A 21,358-nucleotide genomic window follows, 5' to 3' on the forward strand; every position below is an offset into this window, starting at 1 on the left:
CATGAGTGTTGTGTGCGGTGTGTGGAGGTGTATGTGGGGGTGGGGGGCGTGGGAGTGGTTTTCTGCGTTGACGATTCCGCCTGGGGTCAGGCGTGGCTGGGTTGCGCGGGGAGCTCTGTCCAGACCAGGTTGTTGCCGGGGGCGTGGGGGGGGGGGTGCGGTTGGGCGGGCGGTGCGGTGGTCGGCGGCGCTAACGCCCCGCCAGCAGCACCCGGTGCATCGGTGTGTCCAGGAGAGCGACCCGTCGCAGCCCGGCATCCGCCAGCCACTGGTCGTAGTCCTGGACGGTGTACGCGTCCCCACCCCCCGTCGCCAGCATCGACGCCGCGAACAACCGGAAGAACCGGTTCTGTACGTTCCCGGAGCCGGCCTCCTCGTCGACGATGTGGTCCACGATCGCGATGACGCCGCCCTCGTCGAGCCCCTTCGCCGTCTTCAGCAGCAGCTCGTGCGCCGACTCCGGCGTCTGGAGGTGGAAGATGTTGACGAACAGCGCGAGGTCCGTCCCGTTGCCCCAGTCGTCGTTCCAGAAGTCCGCCGTGAGCGGCGAGAACCGCTCGCTGACGCCCAGCCGTTCCGCCTGCTCGGCGGCGATGGCGGTGATCCGGGGAGCGTCCAGTCCGCGTGCGGTGAGCTTCGGGAACGCCTGGAGCAGCAGGTGGCTGTAGATGCCGGTGCCGCAGCCGACGTCGAGGAGGACGGCCTCGGTGTCGTCGCCCCAGCCCCGCTCGCGCAGCGCCTCGGCGAGGACGGAGACGACGGGCGGTGCCCAGAAGTTGATGCCGCGGGCGAGGGAGGTGTAGTCCTCCTCGGATATCTGGTTGACCTGCTGTCCGCCGTGCTCGCCGCGCGCCCCGCCTCGGACGTTGTCGGCGAGGTGCCGCCAGGCCTGCCAGGCGACGTTGCGGTCGTGGGTGATCTTTCCGGCGAGGCTGTAGAGCCCGTCGGGGGCGAACACGCCGCGCAGGGAGGCGGGCAGGGTGTAGACGGCCTGGCCGTCGCCGCCGCGTTCACGCTGGACGATGTCGTAGGCGTGCAGTCCGTCGAGCAGGACGCGGGTGGCGCGCAGGTCGGTGCCGAGGGTCTCGGCGAGGCCGGCCGCGGTGGCGGGGCCCTCGGTGAGGGTGGCGAAGACGCCGAGGTCCTGGGCGGCTTCGATGACTCCGGGCGCCCACATGCCGATGAGGTGCTCGTAGACGCGGTGGGTGGCGCGGGCGCCGTCGTCGTCGGCGGGCAGCAGGCGGGTGTCGACGAGCGGGGTGTGGTTGGCGGTGGCCTTGGGCGTGAGATCGACGGGCGCGGTCATGGCAGGTCTACTCCCGGTCTGGGGTGGTTGGGTGAGGTCGGTGGAGCGGCCGGTCACACGACGATCCCGCCGTCGATCCGGAGCACGGCGCCGGTGATGTACGAGGCCTTGTCGGAGGCGAGGAAGGCGATGGATTCGGCGACTTCCTCGGCGCTGCCGAAGCGGCCGAGCGGTACGGCGGCGAGGGTGCGGGCGCGCTGTTCCTCGGTGAAGGCCCCTGCGGTCATGTCGGTTTCGATCATGCCGGGGGCGACGGCGTTGACACGGATGCCGAAACGGGCGGCTTCCTTGGCGAGGGCGCAGGTCAGGCCGATGATTCCGGCCTTGGACGCCGAGTAGTTGCCCTGTCCGGGGTTGCCGGCGCCGGAGACGCTGGACAGGGTGATGATGACGCCCGACTTCCGTTTGACCATGGGGAAGAGGGCGGCCCGGCAGAGGTGGGCGGTGCCGTCGAGGTTGGTGTCGATGACGTCCTGCCAGTCCTGGTCGGACATCAGCAGGAGGGGACGGTCGCGGGTGATGCCGGCGGAGGCGACGGCGACGGCGACGGGCCCGAGCTCGTTCTCGGTGCGGGCGACCCAGTCCCGTACGGCGCGGGCGTCGACGACGTCGAGCCGCTGGGCGAGCCAGCGCACCCCGAGTTCGTCCAGTTCCTTGCCGAGGCTGCCGGCGGCCTCCTCGTCGGAGCGGTAGGCGAAGCTGATGTCGTACCCGTCCTGGGCGAGCCGCAGGGCGGTGGCCCGCCCGATGCCGCGCGACCCTCCGCTGATCAGTGCGGTCCCGACGGCGTTCCCGGCGCCACTCCCCGCGGCGGTCCCGGCAGCGCTGCGGGCGTCCGCCCCGGCACGGCTCGCCGCGCCGGCGTTCGCCGTGCTCACGGCGCCTCCCCGAGGAGCCGTACGACCGCGCAGGCGATCGAGCCGTCACGGTCGACGGAGGTGATCACGGCCGGTCTGCCGTGGGCCTGCGGCGTGCGCCGGGCGGTGGCCAGGAGTGCGGCGAGCTGGAAGGCGGCGGAGGCGCCCGCGGTGTCGCCGATGCGGTCGTGGACGTCGACGCGGGTGGCCGCTTCGGCGCCGAACAGCCGCCGCAGCAGGGCGGTTTCGACGTGCCCGACGCGTCCGGTGAGTCCGCCGCCGACGGCCGCCCACACCTCTGACGGCTCGACGCCGGCGGCGGCGAGGGCGTCGCGGACGGACGATTCGGCCGTGCTGGCGAGTTCGTCGTCGACGTCCACGCGGATGTCCACGGCGAGGAGCTCGGCCAGAGCGGTGCGACCGGCCGGTATGCCATTGCCCGGTTCGACCAGGAGGAGTGCGCAGCCCTCGCCGAGCGGTCCGGCGCTCTCGTCGGCGCCCCGGGTGTGGTGCTCGATCCAGGAGCGGGACGGCGAGTACTCCTCGACGGCGCCGACGAGGACCCGTTCGGCGCGGCCCGCCGCGAGGAGGCGACGGGCGTAGCCGAGGGCGATGAGCCCGGTGGGCCGGCCGCCGGCGAGGGTGGTGTTGGGCCCCTGGAGGCCGAACCGGATGGCGCTGGCGGCGGCGGGGCAGTTCATCAGCACGTTCGGCATGAACTGGGCCGGCACGTCGTACGGCTTCTGGCCGGTGAAGGAGGCCATGGCGAAGTCGTGCTGGCTCTGCGCGCTGCCGAGGGTGGTGCCGAGGACCAGCGCGGTGCCGGTGCCGACCGGGACCGGCCGCAGTTCACGGGAGGCCTCGTCGAAGAGTTCCCGTACGGCGGTGACGGCGAGGCCGGTGGCCCGGTCCATGGTGCGGGTGCCGGCCCGGCCGAGTACCTCGCGCACCTCGAATCCGGGTACCAGGCAGGCCTCCTGGGCTGCGTGGCCTTCGGGGACGGGGACGGCCCGGCCTGCGCCGGAGTCCTCCGTCACGATGCCCCGCGCGTAGTCGGCGCTCGTCACGCCGTAGGGCGAGACGGCCGACCAGGCGGTGATGAAGTGGCGGTCCGTGGGGACCGCGACGGTCGTCATGATCAGGTCTCCTCGTGTCTGCCGAGGACGACGGCGGCGTTGTTGCCGCCGAACGCCAGGCCGTTGTTGACGACGACCCTGAGGTCGGCTGCGACGGCGTGGTTGGGCACGCAGTCGACGGGGCATTCGGGGTCGGTGGAGCGGTGGTTGACGGTCGGCGGGATGAAGCCGTGGGTCAGCGCGAGCGCCGAGGCGGCTGCACCGAGGGCGCTGGCGGCGCCCATGGAGTGGCCGAGCATCGACTTCAGGGCGACGGTGCGCGGCGGGTGGTCCCCGAACACCTGGCGGACGGCCCGGATCTCGGTGACGTCGTTGGTGGGGGTGCCGGTGCCGTGCGCCGAGACGAGGTCGACCTCCTCGGGCTTGACGCCCGCGTCGGCCAGCGCGAGCCGCATGACCTGGGCGACGCTGTCCATGTTGGGCGCGGTGGGGTGGTGGGCGTCGCAGTTGAGGCCGTAGCCGAGGAGTTCGGCGTAGATGCGGGCGCCGCGGGCGCGGGCCGAGTCGAGGCTCTCCAGGAGGAGGATGCCCGCGCCCTCGGCGGTGAGGAGTCCCTCGCGGTCGGCGTCGAAGGGCCGGCAGCGGTCGGAGGCGACCAGGCCGAGCCGGTGGAATCCGGCGAAGGTCCGCCGGGTCAGGGCGTCCGCCCCGCCGACGAGCGCCCACTCGGCCTCGCCGGAGCGTACGGCGTCGTAGCCGTCGCCGACGGCGTAGTTGCCGGCCGCGCAGGCGGTGCCGAGCACGGAGGGCACCGCGCGGGGCAGCCGCAGTTCCTTGACCACGGCGAGGGCCAGCCGGTGGGCGGCGAGCCGCCCGACGCCGACCGGGTCGAGCCCGGCGGGTTCGGTGCCGTTCGCCTGGGCCTCGACGAGCCGGTCGAGGGCGTCGGCCTCGCCGTCGGTGGTGCCGACGGTGACCAGTCCCGGCCCGCCCCGCAGGTCCGCCGGGTCGAGCCCGGCGTCGCTCACCGCCATGCGGGCGGCGGCGACGGAGAACTGCGTGGCGCGGCCGAGCTGTTCGGCCGGCGTGTGGCGGACCCATGCGGACGGGGTGAAGTCGTGCACCTCGTGGGCGAGCTGCCTGCGGAATCCGGTGCTGTCGAAGCGGGTGATGGGACCCGCCCCGCACCGGCCCTCGCGCAGGCCCCGGGTGAACTCGGTGACGCCGTTGCCGATGCTGGACAGGACCCCGATCCCGGTCAGCACCACACGCCGGGCGGTCATCGCGCCGCGGCCCGAGACAGCACCTCGAGGACGGCCTCGAGGTTGACCATCTTGGGCAGTTCGTCCTGCTCGATCGTCACGCCGAACGTCTTCTCCAGCGTGGACAGCAGCTCGATCGCGGCCAGGGAGTCGGCGCCGTACTCGTCGACGAACAGGCCGGTCGAGGTGAGCTCCTCCTCCAGTTCGAGGGCGTCGGCGACGATCGCTCTCACCTGGGCCTCGACGGTCTCGTCGATGGTGATGGCACTCATGGTGTCGGTTCCTTTTCTGCGTGGTGTCGTGGTGCTCGGTGTGGTGGTGGGCGGTGGGCGGTGGTGTTGCGGTGCGGTCAGCTCGCCTCGGCGAGGCTCCTGGGCCGCAGGTCCGTCCAGTTCCGCTCGATGTGGTCGAGGGCCTCGGCCCGGCCGGTGTCGGTCAGGACGGCCTTCCAGCCGTCGGGTATCTGCGCGAACGCCGGCCACAGGCAGTGCTGGCCTTCCTCGTTGACCAGCACATGGAATGTCCCGGTCTCGTCGTCAAACGGATTTCCCATTACCGTGACGTGTCCCTTCTCTTTCCACGGACGCGGGCGCACTTATCCCGCGCGGGCATTTCATGGAATCCCTCAGAATTCACATCCGATTTCTTCGGCTGTCATTCCATGAGGTCGGTCAGTACGCGGGCCACGGCCGCCGCGGGGGCGGCGTCCAGCATTCCGTCGTGGTCGGCGTCCACCTCGTGGCGGACGATCCGGCCGGCGGTGTGGGGGGCCCAGACGGATTCGCCGGTGGCGTGCGTGTCTCCTCGCGTCGCCGCGAAGAAGTGCAGGTCGCCCTGGTGGAGGCGGGGACGGTGGGTGTCGGCGAGTGTGTCGAGCGCCCGGATGACCCGCAGCAGGCGGGCGTACTGGTCGTCGGTCAGCTCCGCCAGCGCGTCGCCGGCGGCGCCGAGCCTGGCGCGCAGTTCGCCGCTCAGGACCGCGTCGTCGGGAACCTCGTCCGGCGACACTTCCGACGTCCCGTCCACGTCTGCCGGGAATCCGTCGAGGTTCGCCAGCAGGGCGACCTTTTCCCCGGACTCCACGAGCTGGCAGGCCATTTCGTGGGCGACCAGCCCGCCGAACGACCAGCCAAGAATATGATACGGGCCATCCGGCTGGATTTCCACCATTCTTTCGACATATTGTGCGGCCATTTCGGAAACGGATTCCGGCTGCGGGGCGTCGTCCTGGATTCCGCCGGCCTGGAAGGCATGGACGGGCGTGTCCGGGAGGTGGGCGGCCAGGGACAGGAAGGGCCAGCCGAGGCCGACCCCGCCGTGCACGCAGAACAGGGGCGGACGGCTGCCGTGCGGGCGGATCGCCAGCACGGGCGTGAAGGCGGCGTCCCCCGAGGTCTGCGATGCGGCCACAGCACCGCCGAAAGCCACGGAGTCCAGCGCGGCCAGCGCCGCCGCCGTACGGTGCACGAACACGTCCGCCGGTGTGAACCGGACTCCGGCCGCCTTGGCCCGGCCCACCAGCCGGATGGAGCGGATGGAGTCGCCGCCGAGGGCGAAGAAGTCGTCGTCGGCGCCCACCTGTTCCGCTCCCGTCCCGAGGGTCTCGGCGAACAGGCGGCACAGCAGTTCCTCGCGCGGGCCGGCCGGTGGGCGGCCGCCCGTCGGAGCCGGTGCGGCGGGCGCGGGCAGCCGGCTGCGGTCCACCTTGCCGTTCGGGGTGAGCGGGAGGGTGTCCAGGACGACCAGGGCGGCCGGGACCATGTAGTCGGGCAGCCGGCGGGCCACCCGGGAGCGCAGGTCGGCCGGTTCGGTGCCGCTCGCGGTGACGACGTATCCGGTGAGCCGGTCCCCGTGGACCACCACCGCCGACTGTTCGACGTCCGGGTGGCCGGTCAACGCGGCCTCGATCTCGCCGAGTTCGATGCGGAAGCCGCGGATCTTGACCTGGTGGTCGACCCGGCCGAGGTAGTCGATCGTGCCGTCGGGCCGCTGCCGTACGAGGTCGCCGGTGCGGTACATGCGGGCGCCCGACGCGCCGTACGGGTCGGCGACGAAGCGTTCGGCGGTGAGGCCGGGGCGGCCGTGGTAGCCGCGGGCCAGGCCGACGCCGCCGATGTACAGCTCGCCGGTGGCGCCGGTCGGCACGGGGTGCAGGTCGGGGCCGAGGACATAGGTGCGGTTGCCGCCGAGGGGGCGGCCGATGGGCGGGGTGCCGGTGCCGTCGAGTTCGGTGGCGGTGGACCAGATGGTGGTCTCCGTCGGGCCGTACAGGTTGGTCAGCTTCCGGGTGGCGGCGGCCAGCCGGGCGGCGAGGGCGGGGCTGATGGCCTCGCCGCCGGTCAGCGCGTGCAGGCCCGCGAGAGCCTGCGGGTGTTCGGTGACCAGGGCGTGCCACAGGGTGGGGGTGGCCTGCATGACGGTGGCGCCGGAGTCGGTGAGCAGGGCGGCGAGGGCGTCCGGGTCGCGGACGGTGTCGTGGGCGGCGAGGACCAGGCGGGCGCCGGAGATCAGCGGTCCGAACAGTTCCAGGTTGGCGATGTCGAAGCCGAAGGTGGTGACCGCGACGAACCGGTCCTCCTCCCCCAGTTCCAGGCGTGCGCGCAGGTCGGCGAGGAAGTTGGCGAAGGCGGCGAAGGAGATCACCACGCCCTTGGGGCGGCCGGTGGAGCCGGAGGTGTAGATGGTGTAGGCGGCGTCGGCGGGTGCCGGGTCGCCGGTGAAGGCGGGTGCTTCGGGGACGGCTTCGTCCAGGAGGAGCCGCGGTACGGCGTCCAGGGCGGGCAGGCCGCCGGCCACGTCGGTGGTGGTGAGGGCGAGGACGGGTCCGGCGTCCTCGACGACGTACCCGATGCGTTCGGCGGGGTAGGCCGGGTCGATGGGCAGGTAGGCGGCGCCGGCCTTGTGGACGGCGAGGACGGCCACGGCCAGTTCGGCCGAGCGGCGCAGCGCGACGGCGACCAGGCTGCCGGGTCCGGCGCCCCGGGCGCGCAGGGCGCGGGCCAGGTGTTCGGCCTGTTCGTCCAGCTCGCGGTAGGTGAGGGTGCGGTCCTCGGTGACGAGGGCGGTGCGGTCGGGGTGGGTGGCGGCCCGCTGTGCGAACCAGCGGTGCGGCGGGCCGTCGTAGGCGTGGGCGGGGGTCTGGTTCCACTCCGTCAGGAGCGTCTCGCGTTCGCCGGGCAGCAGGGCCGAGACGGTGCTGAGGGGTCGGCCGGGGTCGGCGGTCAGGGCGTCGAGGAGGTGGGCGAACCGGTCGGCGAGGCGTCGGGCGGTGTCCTCGGTGAAGAGGTCGGCGCTGAACTCCAGCCGTCCGGCGAGCCCGGCGGGCGCGCCCGCGGTGTCCTGTTCCTCGGCGAGGTCGAAGGCGAGGTCGAAGCGCGCGCCGCCGGTGGCAGCTGCGCCGAACTCGACGTCCAGACCAGGGAGTTCGAGGTGGGGCCGGGTGTTGTTGTGCAGGGCGAGCAGGGTCTGGAAGAGGGGGTGGCGGGCGAGGGAGCGGGTCGGGGCGAGGGCCTCGACGAGCTTCTCGAAGGGCACGTCCTGGTGGGCGTAGGCGGCGAGGTCGGCCGTGCGGACACGGTCGAGAAGGTCGGTGAAGGTGGGGTCGCCGGAGACGTCGGTGCGCAGGACGAGGGTGTTGACGAAGAAGCCGACCAGGTCGTCCAGTCCCTCGTCGGTGCGTCCCGCGACCGGGGTGCCGAGCGGCACGTCCTGGCCGGCGCCCAGTTTGGCGTAGAGGGCGGCGAGGGCGGCCTGGAGGACCATGAAGAGGCTGGCGCCCGAGCGGGCGGCGAGGGCTGTGGCCCGGCGGTGGGTGGCGGCGGGGACGGTGAAGCCGACGGTGGCGCCCCGGTAGGAGGCGACCGCGGGCCGGGGCCGGTCGGCGGGCAGCTGGAGTTCGTCCGGCAGCCCGTCCAGGGCCTTGCGCCAGAAGCCGAGCTGTTCGCTCGCGAGGCTGCCCGGGTCGTCCTCGTCGCCGAGCAGGTCCCGCTGCCACAGGGCGTAGTCCGGGTACTGCACGGGCAGCGGCGTGAACCGGGGGGCCGTGCCGTCGAGCCGGGCCCGGTAGGCGGTGCCGAGGTCGCGGGCGAGGACGGCGTTGGACCAGCCGTCGGCGGCGATGTGGTGGATGACGACGCCGAGCACGTGCTCCTCGTCGCCGACCGTCACCAGACCGGCTCGCACAGGCAGTTCGGTGGCCAGGTCGAAGCCGCGGGCGACGAACTCCTCGAGGTCCCCGACGGTGGCGAGCGGCACCTCGGCCTCCTCCAGCACCCGCTGGTAGGGCTCGCCGTCCGCCTCGGGGAAGACGGTCCGCAGTGCCTCGTGCCGGGTTACCACGTCGTTCAGGGCTGCCTGGAGGACCTCCCGGTCCAGCGTCCCGGTCAGCCGCAGCGTCCACGGCAGGTGGTAGGCACCGGCCGTCCCCTCCAGCCGGTTGAGCACCCACATCCGCCGCTGGGCGTACGACAGCGGCGGCCGCGCGGGCCGTACGGCCGGGGTGAGGGCGGGCCGGGCCGCGCCCGCTGTAAGAAGGCCGGCGGCGAGGCGGGCCGGGGTGGGCTCCTCGAAGACCAGCGCCATCGGCAGTTCCACGCCGAGCAGCGCGCGGACGCGGCTGATCAGACGGGTCGCGAGCAGGGAGTGGCCGCCCAGGTCGAAGAAGTCGTCGTCGGCGCCCACCCGTTCGACACCGAGGACGTCGGCGAAGGCCTGGCAGAGCGCGGCCTCCTGCGGGGTGCGCGGCTCACGGCCGGCGACCGCGGCGAGGTCCGGGGCGGGCAGCGCCTTGCGGTCCACCTTGCCGTTCGAGGTCAGCGGCAGCGCGGGCAGCACGACGAACGCGGCCGGAACCATGTACTCCGGCAGCAGCGCGGCCAGTTCCCGCTTCACACGCGCGGGGTCGGCCGTGCCGGCGAGGTGGGCGGCCAGGCGGGCGGTGCCGGTCTCGCCGAAGACGGTGACCACGGCGTCCGCGACCCCGGGCAGGGTCCGTAGGACGGCCTCGATCTCGCCGAGTTCGACGCGGTGGCCGCGCACCTTGACCTGGTGGTCGCGCCGCTCCAGGAACTCCAGCCGGCCGTCCGCATGGCGGATCACCCAGTCGCCGGTGCGGTACATACGGGCGCCCGGCGTTCCCGCGAACGGGTCGGCCACGAACACCGCCCCGGTGCGGCCGGCGTCGTCCAGGTAGCCGCGGCCGACCCCGCGGCCGCCGACGTACAGCTCCCCCGGCACCCCGGCGGGCACCGGACGCAGGGCGTCGTCGAGGACGTACAGGCCGGTCTCGCGCACGGCCCGCCCGATGGGCGCCCGTACGTCGCCGAGGCCGGTGGCGTCGGTGATGAGGGCGTGGGTGACGTCGTCGGAGCACTCGGTGGGGCCGTAGGCGTTGACCAGGGGGATGCCGGGGAAGCGGGCGAGCCAGCGGCGGCACAGGTCGGCGGGCAGTGCCTCGCCGGTGACGACCAGGTGCCGCAGCGCGGTGAGGACCGGCGGGCGGGCGCCCGCGTCCCAGGCGTCGAGCGCGGCCCGCAGCAGCGAGGGGACGACCTCCAGGACGGTGACCGCCTCGGTGTCCGCGAGCCCGAACAGGGCCTGCGGGTCGGCGGCCGTGGACCGTCCCACGACCCGCAGCCGGCCCCCGCCGACCAGGGCGGCCAGCATCTGCCAGACGGAGATGTCGAAGGTCACCGGCGCGTTGTGCACCAGCACCGTGTCCTCGTCGAGGGCGAGGTCCTCCGCCTTGGCGAGGAGGTGGTTGACCATGCCGTCCCGGTGCACCATGGCGCCCTTGGGCCGTCCGGTGGACCCGGAGGTGAAGATGACGTAGGCCAGGTCGAGCGGTCCGCCGGGCGCCTCCGGGAGGGGCGCGGAGGGCAGACCGGTGACGGGGGTGACGGGCAGGTCCGCCCCCGCGGCGGCCAGCACGTCACGTGCCGCGCCCTCGTGGTCGCCGTCGACGAGCAGGTGCCGTACGCCCGCGTCCTCGACCAGGGAGGCGCTGCGGGCCGTCGGGGCGTGGACGTCGAGGGGGACCCAGGCGGCGCCCGCCGCGAGGGTGCCGAGGACGGCGGCGACGAAGTCCCGGCCGGGGGCGGCGAGGACGCCCACCAGGGAGCCGGGGCCGACGCCCGCGCCGGTGAGGTGGGCAGCGATGCCACCGGCGCGTCCGGCCAGGCCGGCGTAGGTGAGGCGGCCGTGGTCGTCGGTGACGGCCTCGGCGTCGGGGCGGGCCGCGGACAGCTCGCGCACCCGGGCGACGACGTCGGTGAAGGCGTCCCTGCCGGACGGCGCGGGCAGGTCGAGCACGTCCTCGCCCGGCAGCAGGGTGCCTATCCGGCCGGACGGCGTCTCCGGTTCGGCGACCGCCGACCGCAGCACCCGCTCCAGCCGGGCCACCACGTCGGCCGCGTCGGCGGCGGTGTACCTGCCGGGGTCGTAGGACACCGTCAGCTTCAGCCGGTCGCCGGGGATCGCCATGAGGCTCAGCGGGTAGTGGGTGGCGTCCTTGGCCTCCAGGCCGGTGACGGCGAGGCCGGGGACCGGGTCGCGCAGGGCGGCCGGGTCCAGCGGGTAGTTCTCGAAGACCAGCACGGTGTCGTACAGCTCGCCCAGGCCCAGCGCCCGCTGGATGCGGGCGGCGCCCAGGTGCTGGTGGGGCAGGAGCGCGGCCTGCCGCTCCTGGAGCCGGCCGAGGATCTCGGGGAACGTCGCGTACGGGTCGAGCGTGACCCGCACGGGGACGGTGTTGATGAACAGGCCGACCATCGACTCGACGCCGGGCAGCTCCGGCGGGCGGCCGGAGACCGTGGAGCCGAAGACGATGTCGGCGCGCCCGGTGAGGGTGCCCAGGACGGTCGCCCAGGCGCCCTGCACGACGGTGTTGAGGGTGAGGCCGCGTTCCTTCGCCCAGGCGGTGAGGCCGGCGGTGAAGCCGGCCGGGAGGTCGAGGACGTGGTGGTCGGGCAGCCGGGAGCCGTCCGTGCCGCCGGGCGCCACGAGGGTGGCCTCGGTGAGCCCGTCGAGCGCCTCCCGCCAGGCCGCCTCGGCTCCGGCGTCGTCCTGCCGGGCGAGGTGGGCGAGGTAGGTCTTGTACGGGGTGACGGGCGGCAGCGGGGCCGCCGGGTCGCCGTACAGGGTGAAGAGTTCGCTGATGATGACCGGCATCGACCAGCCGTCGAAGAGGATCTGGTGGGCGGTCAGGACGAAGCGGTACGACGACTCGCCGGTGCGGATCAGGCGGAACCGGAGCAGCGGCGGGCGGGCCATGTCGAAGGGCCGCAGGCGGTCCTCCTCGGTCAGCTTCCCGATCCGGTCCGCGTCGCCGGTGTGGTCCTCCTGCCAGGGCAGGGCGATCGTGCGCGGCACGAGCTGGACGGGGTCGCCGTTCTCGCGGTAGCGGAACCCGGCCTTCAGGTGCGGGTGGCGGTCGAGGAACCGCTCGGCGGCGGCCTTCAGGCGCGCCCCGTCCAGCGGCCCGGACAGGTCCAGGACCAGCTGCACGGTGTAGACGTCCAGCTCCCGCCGCCCGGAGACCGCGTGGAAGAGCAGGCCTTCCTGGAGCGGGGTGAGCGGCAGGACGTCGCTCAGGTTGGATCTTCCGCGTGTCACAGGGAGGCCCCCCAGTCGTCCATCTCGTTCTCGAATGCGTCCAGTTCGTCCTGGCTCAGGGCGATCAGGTCCACGTCGCTGGGCGTGTGGCCGCCCGCGTCGGGGTTCTGTGCGTGGGCGACGAGCGCGCGCAGCGCCCGGAACCAGCCCTCGGCGACGTCGGCGGCGTCCGCCTCGTCGAGCAGCTCGCCCGGCCAGGTCCATACGGCGGTCAGGCGCGGCCCGTCCGGTCCGTCCTCGGTGAGGGCGTTGAGGCCGAGCGTGTGCGGCAGCGCGAGCCCGGGGTCGGCGCCCGCCGCGATGAGCGGGGACTCCTCGGTGGTCGCCCAGTCCGCGTCGCGCGGGGCGGGCAGCCGGCCCAGGTAGTTGAAGCCGAGCTGCGGGGTGCGCTCCAGGCCCGGCAGGGCGGCGATCCGGCGCAGCACGCCGAAGCCGACGCCGTGGTCGGGCACGGCCCGCAGCTGCTCCTTGACCTGCTTGAGGACGCGTCCCGCCGAGGGCCCGCCGGCCCACACCTCCGCCCAGTCCGGGGCGCCGAGGTCGACGCGCAGCGGGTAGGTGGTGGTGAACCAGCCGACCGTGCGGCCGAGGTCGATGCCGTCGGCGATCTCCTCGCGGCCGTGGCCCTCCATCTCGATCAGTACGGCCGCCGCGTCGTCGCGGGTGCGGCGCCGCCAGTCGGCGACGGCCAGCGCGTAGGCGGTGACCAGGACGTCGTTGATCTCGGCGTGGAAGGCGGCGGGCACCTCCGTGAGGACCGCACGGGTCGCCTCGGTGTCGAGGGTGCGGCGCAGGGTGCGGGCGGTGGCGTGGGTGTCGCGTTCCGGGTCGAGAGGCCGGGCGCCGAGCGCCGGATCGGGGGTGGCCAGCGTCCGCAGCCACAACTCGCCCTCGGCTCCTCGCCGTTCGGAGACGGCCTCTTCGGCGAGCAGTCCGGCCCAGTGCCGTACGGAGGTGCCGACCGGCTCCAGTTCGGCCGGAGTGCCGGCCACGGCCGCCTCGTGGGCGCGGGCGAGGTCGTCCAGGAGGATGCGCCAGGAGACGCCGTCGCAGACCAGGTGGTGCAGGGTCAGGACGAGCCGGCCGGGGCGGTCGGCGCCCGCGTCGAGCCAGGTCGCGCGGAGCATGGTGCCCTCGCGCGGGTCCAGGCGTGCGGCGTCGGCCAGCGCGGCCCGCCGTACGGCGTCCGCGAGGGCGGGGCCGTCCAGCCGGGTCACGTTCTCGCGGACCAGCAGCCAGGGCGCGTTGACCGCTCCCGGTTCGCGCACCTTCGGCGTCCAGGTGCCGTCCTCGTCGAGGAGCGTCATCCGCAGGGCGTCGTGGTGGTCGATGACCGTCTGGAGGGCGGTGGCGAGGCTGGTCCGGGTGGCGCCGGCCGGGGTGCGGACGGCGACGGCCTGGCGGAAGGCGTCGTAGGGGCCGTCCAGGGCATGCAGCCAGCGCATGATCGGCGTGGGCTCGAAGCTGCCGATGCCGTCGTCGGTGCCGCGTACGACCTGCTCCTCCACCGGACGGGCCACCGCGGCGAGCCCGGCGGGCGTGCGGTGCAGGAAGACGTCCTGCGCGGTGAGCAGCAGGCCTGCCGCGCGGGCCCGGCCGACGAGCTGGATGGAGCTGATGGAGTCGCCGCCCAGGTCGAAGAACCCGGCGTCGGCGCCGACCTCGTCGAGGCCGAGCACCTCGGCGAACACCGCGCACAGCGCCCGTTCCTGCTCGGTGACCGGGGCCCGGCCGCGGGTGGCGTCGGTGTAGTCGGGGGCGGGCAGGGCGCGCCGGTCGAGCTTGCCGTTGGTGGTGAGCGGCAGGCCGTCCAGGGTGACGACGGCGGCCGGGACCATGTAGTCGGGCAGCCGCCCGGCGACGTGGCTGCGCAGGGTCGCCGGGGGCGCCGTCGTGCCGGCCGCCGGGACGACGTAGGCGACGAGGCGTTTGTCTCCGGGGCGGTCCTCGCGAACGACGACCGCTGCCCGGTCCACCTGCGGGTGGGCGGCCAACGCCGCTTCCACTTCGGCGAGTTCGATGCGGAAGCCGCGCAGTTTGACCTGGTCGTCGGCACGGCCCACGTAGTCGAGGATGCCGTTGGCGCGGCGGCGCACGAGGTCGCCGGTGCGGTACATGCGGGCGCCGGGTGCGGAGGCGAACGGGTCGGTGACGAACCGCTGGGCGGTCAGGTCGGGGCGGCCGAGGTAGCCGTGCGCGAGGCTCGCGCCGCCGACGTACAGCTCGCCGGTGACGCCGGCCGGGACGGGCCGCAGGTCGTCGTCGAGGACGTGCACGACCGTGCCGGCCAGCGGGGTGCCGATGGGCGGCCTGCCGCCGGGTACGAGCGGGTCGCTGACGGTCGCGCAGACCGTCGTCTCCGTCGGCCCGTAGGCGTTGAGCAGGGTGGTGTGCGCGGCCCACTTCTCCACCAGGGCGGGCGGGCAGGCCTCCCCCGCGGTGATCACGGTGATCCCGGACGGCACCGGCCGGTCCTCGGGCCAGGCCGCGAGCACGGCGGGCGGCAGGCATACGACGTCGATGCCGGCGTCGGTGAGGTAGGCGGCGAGCGGGTCGCCGGGCGCCCGCTGGTCCTCCGTGGCCAGGACCAGGACGGCGCCGGTGACCAGGGCGGTCAGTATCTCCCAGGCGGCGGCGTCGAAGCTGAGCGAGGCGAACTGGAGCAGCCGGGTCCCTTCCCGCACCCCGAACCGTGCGGCCTGCGCGGTGAGCGCGGTCGCCGAGGCGTGCCCGACGACGACGCCCTTGGGGCGGCCGGTGGAGCCGGAGGTGTAGATGACGTACGCCGGGTCGCCGGGCACCGGGCCGTGCTCGGGGGCGCGGGTGGGCCGCCCGGCGAGGTCGGCGAGGGTGGTGCCGGCGTCCAGCACGAGCGGCTCGGGGGCGCTCGCGGGGACGCGGCCGGCGACGGCGGCCGTGGTCAGTACGGCGGCGGGGCGGGCGTCGTCGAGGACGTACGCGATCCGCTCGTCGGGGTAGGCCGGGTCGATGGGCAGGTAGGCGGCTCCGGCGGCCAGCACGGCGAGGACCGCGGTGATCGTGTGCGCGGAGCGGTCCGCCATCAGCGCCACGACCTGTCCGGGACGCACACCGCGCTCCACCAGCAGGTGCGCGAGGCGGTGCGCCCGGTCGGCGAGGTCGCCGTAGGACACGGTGGTGCCGTCGGGCAGCGCGAGGGCGGGGCGGTGCGGGTCGGTGGCGGCGCGGACGGCGAACAGGCGGGCGATGGTGGCGGGTTGGGGTGCCGGGACCGCGGAGCCGTTCCACTGGCCGAACAGCCGCTCCCGCTCGGCGGGCAGCAGCGCGTCGAAGCCGCTGAGCGCGGCGTCCGGCCGCTCGGTGAGGGCGTGCAGGAAGGTCACCAGGCGGGCGGCGACCGACTCGGCGCTCTCGTGGGTGAACAGGTCGGCGCTGTACTCCAGCAGACCCGCGATGCCGTCGGGGCGGCCCTTGCCGTCCTGCTCCTCGGTGAGTTCGAAGGCCAGGTCGAAGCGGGCGGTGCCGGTGGGGATCGCGGTCGTCGCGGCACGGGTGCCGGGCAGGGCGAGGTCGGTCGCCGTGGTGTTCTGGAGCGCCAGGAGCACCTGGAAGAGGGGCTGGCGGGCCAGTGAGCGCTCGGGGTTGAGGGCCTCGACGAGCCATTCGAAGGGCACGTCCTGGTGGGCGTAGGCGGCCAGGTCGGTGGTGCGGGCGCGGCCGATCAGCTCACGGAAGGTGGGGTCGCCGGACACGTCGGTGCGCAGCACCAGCGTGTTCACGAAGAAACCGACCTGCCGTTCCAGGGCCGCGTCGGTGCGGCCCGCGACGGGGGTGCCGAGCGGAATGTCCGTACCCGCTCCGAGCTTGCGCAGCAGGGCGGCGAGCGCGGCCTGGAGCACCATGAAGACGCTGGCGCCGGTGGCGCGGGCGAGCGCGGTGACCGCCTCGTGCAGTTCCCGGTCCAGCCGGAAGGCGATCTGGCCGCCGCGGTGACCGGGCAGGGCGGGGCGCGGGAAGTCGGCCGGCAGCTCCAGTTCGTCGGGTATCCCGGCGAGTTCGGCGCGCCAGAAGTCGAGCTGGCGGGCGGCGAGCGAGCCGGGCTCGGTGTGGTCGCCGAGCAGCTCGCGCTGCCACAGCGTGTAGTCGGCGTACTGCACGTCGAGCGGCGCCCAGCCGGGGGCGTGGCCCGCGGTGCGTGCCGTGTACGCGGTGCGCAGGTCCTCGGCGAGCGGCAGCACCGACCAGCCGTCGCCGGCGATGTGGTGCAGCACCACCAGCAGCACGTGCTCCTGGTCCGCGAGGGTGAACAGTTCGGCGCGCAGCGGCAGGTCGGCGGCGAGGTCGAAGGGGCGTACGGCCCGTTCGGCGAGCACCGCGTCGAGGTCACCGGCGGCGGCCTCGGTGACGGGGAGGCCGAACGGTGCGTTCCGGGCGGGCAGGACGACCTGGACGGCCCGGCCGCCCCGCTCCGGGAAGACGGTGCGCAGCGACTCGTGGCGGTCGACGACGTCCCCGAGGGCCGCGGCGAGCGCCTCGTGGTCGAGGGGGCCGGTCAGCCGTACGGCGCGCGGCAGGTGGTAGCCGACGGCGGCGTCCGCGTCGAGCCGGTCCAGGAACCACAGGCGCTGCTGGGCGAAGGACAGCGGCAGTTCGGCGGGCCGCTCCTGGGCGGTGACCGCGGGACGCGCGGTCCCGGCCTCCGTGAGGTGTCCGGCGAGTGCGGCGACGGTGGGGGCCTCGAAGAGGACCCGGACGGGAAGTTCGGCGCCGAGCAGTACCCGGATCCGGCTGATCGCGCGGGTCGCGAGCAGCGAGTGGCCGCCGAACTCGAAGAAGTCGTCGTCGATGCCGATCTGTTCGACGCCGAGGACCTCGGCGAACACCGCGCACAGCACCTGCTCCTGCGGGGTGCGGGGGCGGCGTCCCGTCTGCGCGGCGGTGAGGTCGGGCGCGGGCAGCGCCTTGCGGTCGACCTTGCCGTTGGCGGTGAGCGGCAGCCGGTCCAGGACCACGAAGGCGGCCGGGACCATGTAGTCGGGCAGGGTGGTGGACAGTTCGGCCTTCACCTCGGCGACCTCGACGTCGCCGGTGACGAACGCGGCCAGCCGGGTCGAGCCCGCGCTGTCCACGGCGACGTCGACGGCCGCGTCGGTGACCCCGGTGACGCCGCGCAACGCGGCCTCCACCTCGCCGAGTTCGATGCGGTGGCCGCGGATCTTGACCTGGTGGTCGACGCGCTCCAGGAACTCCAGGCGGCCGTCCGTGCGGTGCCGTACGCGGTCGCCGGTGCGGTACATGCGGGCGCCCGGCTCCGGCGCGAACGGGTCGGCGACGAACACGGCCGAGGTGCGGCGCGGGTCGTCCAGGTAGCCGCGGCCCACGCCGACCCCGCCGACGTACAGCTCGCCGGGCGCGCCCACGGGCACGGGGCGCAGGCCGTCGCCGAGGACGTACAGGCGGGTGTTGCGGATCGCGGAGCCGATCGGGGTGTGGACGTCGCCGAGGTCGGCCTCGGAGCGGATGAAGGCGTGGGTGACGTCGTCGGAGGCCTCGGTCGGGCCGTAGGCGTTGACCAGCGGCACGTCGGGGAAGAGCGCGAACCAGCGGCGGCACAGGTCGGCGGGCAGTGCCTCGCCGGTGACGACGAGGTGGCGCAGGGAGGTCAGTCGGGGGCGGGCGGCGCCGCTGTCCCAGTCGTCGACGGCCGCCCGCAGCAGCGAGGGCACGACCTCCAGGACGGTGATGTCCTCCTCGTCGACCAGCGCGAACAGGCCCTGCGGGTCGGTGGCCAGCGAGCGCGGCACGACCCGGGTGCGGCCGCCGGCCACGAGCGCGGCGAGCATCTGCCACACGGAGATGTCGAAGGTGACGGGCGCGTTGTGCACCAGGACGTCGTCGGGCGTCAGCTCGAGGTCCTCCACCTTGGCGAGCAGGTGGTTGACCATGCCGGCCCGGTGCACCATGGCGCCCTTGGGACGGCCGGTGGAACCGGACGTGAAGATCACGTAAGCCAGGTCGTCGCCCGCGCCCGCAGCCGGTACAGCAGCCGTCGGAGCATCGCCGCGCTCTCCTTCCTCGCGGAGTTCCACGATCTTGGGCCAGTGGTCGCCGGCCGCGAGCAGCTGGTGGGCGTAGCCCTCGCGGGCGGGGCTGAACAGCAGGGCGTCGGCGCCGCTGTCGGCGAGCAGGGCGGCCCCGCGGGCGACGGGCGCGTGCACGTCGAGCGGGATCCAGGCGGCGCCCGTGGCGAGCACCCCGAGCACGGCGGCGACGAACTGCGTGCCCGGATCGGCGGCCAGCGCCACCAGCGACCCGGTGGTCACCCCGGCCCCGGCCAGCCGAAGGCTCACCTCGTCGGCCCGCGCGCACAGTTCGGCGTACGTCAGCCGTACGGTGCCGTCGTCCACGGCGATCGCGTCCGGGCCGGCGGCTGCCAGCTCGCGCACCCGCTCCACCACGTCGGTGAAGCCGCCGGTGCGGACGGTGGCGTTCCAGTCCTCCAGGACGAGCTGGCGCTCGGCGGGCAGCGTGACGTCGAGGCGGCCCAGTGGCAGCGTGGCCGGGGCGAGCGCGAAGCTCTCCAGGTGGCCGAGCAGCCGCTCGCCGTGCGCGGCGAGTTCCTCGTCGGTGAACAGGCCCGGGTTGGCGTCGAGGCGCAGCGTCCAGCGGCCGTCGGGCGCGTCCAGATAGATGAGCTGGAGTCCCGGCACGGGCCCGGTGGACAGGTTGTGCAGCCGGCCGGTGCACTCGCCGAAGACCAGATCGGCCCCCGACTCCAGCACGTTGACGGTCGGCCCGTACGACAGTTCCGCGTCCCCGGCGAGACCCAGCTCGCGGCGCAGCCGGTCGCCGCGGTAGCCCTGGTGGCGCAGGGTGGTGCGCAGTGCGGCGGCGGTGTGTTCCAGCAGGCCGTCGCGGGTCAGCGCGGGGGTGACGTCCAGGGGCAGCGGCAGGAAGTTGGCGCGCATGCCGGGGACCGTGCGGGCCGTCGGTGTGGTCCTGGCCGGCACGGGCAGCGTCAGCAGCACGCTGCTGCCGCCGGTGACCCGGGCCAGGTAGGAGGCGGTGGCCGCGACCAGCGCGGCGGGAAGGGTGACCCGGCCCTCCCAGGCGACCCGCTCCAGCCGGGTGACGGTCGCTGCGGGAACGGGGGAATTCCACCTCAGCGTGTGCCGTGCCCGTAGCGGGCGGCGCGGGGAGAGCCGGGTCGGCTCGGGGGTGTCCGCGAACCGGCCGGCCCAGAAGCGGGCGTCCCGCTCGTGCTTCGCGGAGTCGAGATAGGCCTGCTCGTCGTCGACGAGGACTCGCAGCGGCGGCAGCGGCTCGCCGTCGGCCGTGCCGGCGTACAGCTCCGCGAACCGCCGGTAGAACGGGGTGCGGCTGAAGCCGTCCAGCAGGATGTGGTTGGCCGACACGTAGAAGCGGTGGTGGTCGTCGGCGATCCTGTGCAGCTGCCACCGCAGGGCGCCGTCGGCCAGCGAGGACGGCAGCGCCAGGTCCTCGGCCATCAGGCGGTGCGAGACGGCGTCCGGGTCGGCCTCGGCGCGCAGGTCGCGCACGGCGACACCGGGCGTGGTCAGCGGGGCGGTGGGGTCGGCGGGGTCGGCCCGGTCCAGGGTGCCCTCGCGGACCTCCCAGGTGAACTCCCGGATCGTCTGCACGGCTTCGCCGTCCCGCTCGGTGAACACCGCGCGCAGGGCGTCGGTCTCGGCGAGCAGGCCGTGCCAGGCCGCCGCGAAGCGGGCCGGGTCCAGGGGTCCGTGCAGGTCCAGGTGGTCGGCCATGGTGAAGACCGGGTTGCCGGGGTCGAGCTGCTGGGCGTACCACATCTCCCGCTGCGCGAGCGAGAGCGGCAGTTCGTGGCTGAACGACTCGCTCATCGTTGATTCACTCCAGAAGTGGCGGGGGTCGGCCCGGTCCCCAGGCCGAACTCGTCGAGGCCGTAGATGTCCTGGACCCAGTTGCTCTGGTAGATCGTGTCCAGGTAGCGATCACCGAGGTCGGGGGAGATGGCCACGGCGGTGACGTCCTCCCCGGGCCGGTGCTCGGCGAGCCAGCGCACCGCGCCGTTGACGACCGTGCCGGTCGAGCCGCCGAAGAGGAATCCGCTGCGCGCCAGCTGGTGGCACGTGCGGATGGTGTCGATCTCCGGCACGAGCACCATGTCGTCGACATAGGACTCGTCGAAGAGGGCCGGCCGTACGCCGGCTCCCAGGCCGGGGATCATGCGGGCGCCCGGCGGCCCGCCGAAGGTGACCGAGCCGACGCTGTCGACGCCCACGATCGTCACCTGTGAGCCGGGGCGGTCCTTGAAGTAGCGGGCGCAGCCCATCAGCGTGCCGGTGGTGCCGGCGCCGACGAAGAGCAGGTCGAGCCCGGGGAACTGCTTCTCGATGGCGGGAGCGGTGGTGCGGTAGTGCGCCATCCAGTTGTTGGCGTTGGCGTGCTGGTTGAGCCAGAGCACCCGCTCGTCCCCGGAACACAGTGCCCGTACGTGGTCCAGCCGTGCGCCCAGGAACCCGCCCGGCCCGGTGGCCTCGGTGATGACGTGCACCTCACCGCCGAGCGACTCGATGGCCTGGCGGGTCGTCAGGTTCGTGCGGGCGTCGACGACGCAGATGAAGCGATATCCCTTGGCTGCGGCGATCATGCTGAGCGCCAGGCCCAGATTGCCCGACGAGGACTCCACCAGAACGGAGTCCGGTCCCAGCGTGCCGCTGCGCTCGGCCGCGTCGATCATGGAAGCGGCTGCCTTGAGCTTCACCGAGCCGGCGAAGTTGAAGGCCTCGCACTTCAGATAGAGCGGCCAACCGTACAACTGCCGCAGGTCTACGAAGAGGTCTTCCTCGTGGAACTCCTGCGGGGTACCGATGATGGGCACCGTGCCCTACCTCCCCCGTCTTCCCGTGTCAGGACCACTCGGGTTCGCGGTGGAAGCCGCCGAGCCCCTGAAGGGTCCCGAGCAGGTCGGCGACCGCTTCACCGACGGCCGGCACCGTGACCGTCGTCCCCGTGCCCGCGGTGAGCGTGCTCGCGGAGGCGGAGCCGGCGCCCACCGCCATGGCGGCGACGGCGACGACGGTGCAGGCTGTGATGCGAAGCATCGATCGCATGACTAATTCCTCGTTTCAACTTTGTCGGATAATTCAGAGAGGCCCGCTCGGAGTTTTCGGAGAAAGTTTCCGGGGCATCTCGTCGATGCGTTGATTCTTACAACCTGTGACCCCTGGGTTAAGGCTTTCGACTGTCAGGGTCCTGCCGTGACAA

At 73.8% G+C, this 21,358-nt stretch carries 10 protein-coding genes; all 10 read right to left on the bottom strand.

What is annotated here, in order from left to right:
• Nucleotides 1–190: 190 nt before the first annotated feature.
• The 10 genes from P1P75_RS21210 to P1P75_RS21255 all read right to left on the bottom strand — a co-directional run bounded on the left by P1P75_RS21210 (nt 191) and on the right by P1P75_RS21255 (nt 21,204).
• Nucleotides 191–1,306 carry a class I SAM-dependent methyltransferase gene (locus P1P75_RS21210; RefSeq protein ID WP_319257653.1) on the bottom strand — a complete coding sequence of 372 codons (1,116 nt, stop codon included), beginning with the start codon at nt 1,304–1,306 and terminating at the stop codon, nt 191–193.
• Between the two features lie 53 nt (nt 1,307–1,359).
• Nucleotides 1,360–2,079, bottom strand: a complete 720-nt coding sequence (gene fabG / locus P1P75_RS21215) for a 3-oxoacyl-ACP reductase FabG (RefSeq protein WP_319257674.1) — start codon at nt 2,077–2,079, stop codon at nt 1,360–1,362.
• Between the two features lie 101 nt (nt 2,080–2,180).
• The gene (locus P1P75_RS21220) at nt 2,181–3,299 is read right to left on the bottom strand and encodes a beta-ketoacyl synthase N-terminal-like domain-containing protein (RefSeq protein ID WP_319257655.1); all 1,119 of its coding nucleotides are present in this window, start codon (nt 3,297–3,299) and stop codon (nt 2,181–2,183) included.
• A 2-nt stretch (nt 3,300–3,301) separates the two neighbouring features.
• A complete protein-coding gene (locus tag P1P75_RS21225) occupies nt 3,302–4,522 on the bottom strand; it encodes a beta-ketoacyl-[acyl-carrier-protein] synthase family protein (protein ID WP_319257657.1) in 1,221 nt (406 codons plus the stop codon).
• Nucleotides 4,519–4,773 (bottom strand): acyl carrier protein, encoded by a 255-nt coding sequence (locus P1P75_RS21230; RefSeq protein ID WP_086769284.1) that lies wholly within the window; start codon nt 4,771–4,773, stop codon nt 4,519–4,521. Before P1P75_RS21230 ends, P1P75_RS21225 begins: the two co-directional genes overlap by 4 nt.
• Nucleotides 4,774–4,850: 77 nt before the next feature.
• Complete coding sequence (locus P1P75_RS21235; RefSeq protein WP_086769282.1) at nt 4,851–5,054, bottom strand: MbtH family protein; 204 nt, start codon at nt 5,052–5,054, stop codon at nt 4,851–4,853.
• Between the two features lie 101 nt (nt 5,055–5,155).
• Entirely contained in the window at nt 5,156–12,112 is a 6,957-nt protein-coding gene (locus P1P75_RS21240) for a non-ribosomal peptide synthetase (RefSeq protein WP_319257659.1), read from the bottom strand.
• A complete protein-coding gene (locus P1P75_RS21245; protein ID WP_319257661.1) occupies nt 12,109–19,971 on the bottom strand; it encodes a non-ribosomal peptide synthetase in 7,863 nt (2,620 codons plus the stop codon). The genes P1P75_RS21240 and P1P75_RS21245 overlap by 4 nt, the downstream gene beginning before the upstream one ends.
• Complete coding sequence (gene sbnA, locus P1P75_RS21250; protein ID WP_150471445.1) at nt 19,968–20,972, bottom strand: 2,3-diaminopropionate biosynthesis protein SbnA; 1,005 nt, start codon at nt 20,970–20,972, stop codon at nt 19,968–19,970. The genes P1P75_RS21245 and sbnA overlap by 4 nt, the downstream gene beginning before the upstream one ends.
• 28 nt (nt 20,973–21,000) lie before the next feature.
• Entirely contained in the window at nt 21,001–21,204 is a 204-nt protein-coding gene (locus tag P1P75_RS21255) for a hypothetical protein (protein ID WP_319257664.1), read from the bottom strand.
• Nucleotides 21,205–21,358: the final 154 nt, after the last annotated feature.

The sequence above is a fragment of the Streptomyces sp. ID05-39B genome, from assembly GCF_033794725.1.
Classification (GTDB): Bacteria; Actinomycetota; Actinomycetes; order Streptomycetales; family Streptomycetaceae; genus Streptomyces; species Streptomyces bobili.

What these genes read in the sequence shown, in the direction of transcription:
- P1P75_RS21210 (WP_319257653.1), bottom strand. Translation starts at nt 1,306, where the DNA reads ATGACCGCGCCCGTCGATCTCACGCCCAAGGCCACCGCCAACCACACC.
- P1P75_RS21230 (WP_086769284.1), bottom strand. Translation starts at nt 4,773, where the DNA reads ATGAGTGCCATCACCATCGACGAGACCGTCGAGGCCCAGGTGAGAGCG.
- P1P75_RS21235 (WP_086769282.1), bottom strand. Translation starts at nt 5,054, where the DNA reads ATGGGAAATCCGTTTGACGACGAGACCGGGACATTCCATGTGCTGGTC.
- P1P75_RS21255 (WP_319257664.1), bottom strand. Translation starts at nt 21,204, where the DNA reads ATGCGATCGATGCTTCGCATCACAGCCTGCACCGTCGTCGCCGTCGCC.
- P1P75_RS21225 (WP_319257657.1), bottom strand. Translation starts at nt 4,522, where the DNA reads ATGACCGCCCGGCGTGTGGTGCTGACCGGGATCGGGGTCCTGTCCAGC.
- P1P75_RS21245 (WP_319257661.1), bottom strand. Translation starts at nt 19,971, where the DNA reads ATGAGCGAGTCGTTCAGCCACGAACTGCCGCTCTCGCTCGCGCAGCGG.
- P1P75_RS21220 (WP_319257655.1), bottom strand. Translation starts at nt 3,299, where the DNA reads ATGACGACCGTCGCGGTCCCCACGGACCGCCACTTCATCACCGCCTGG.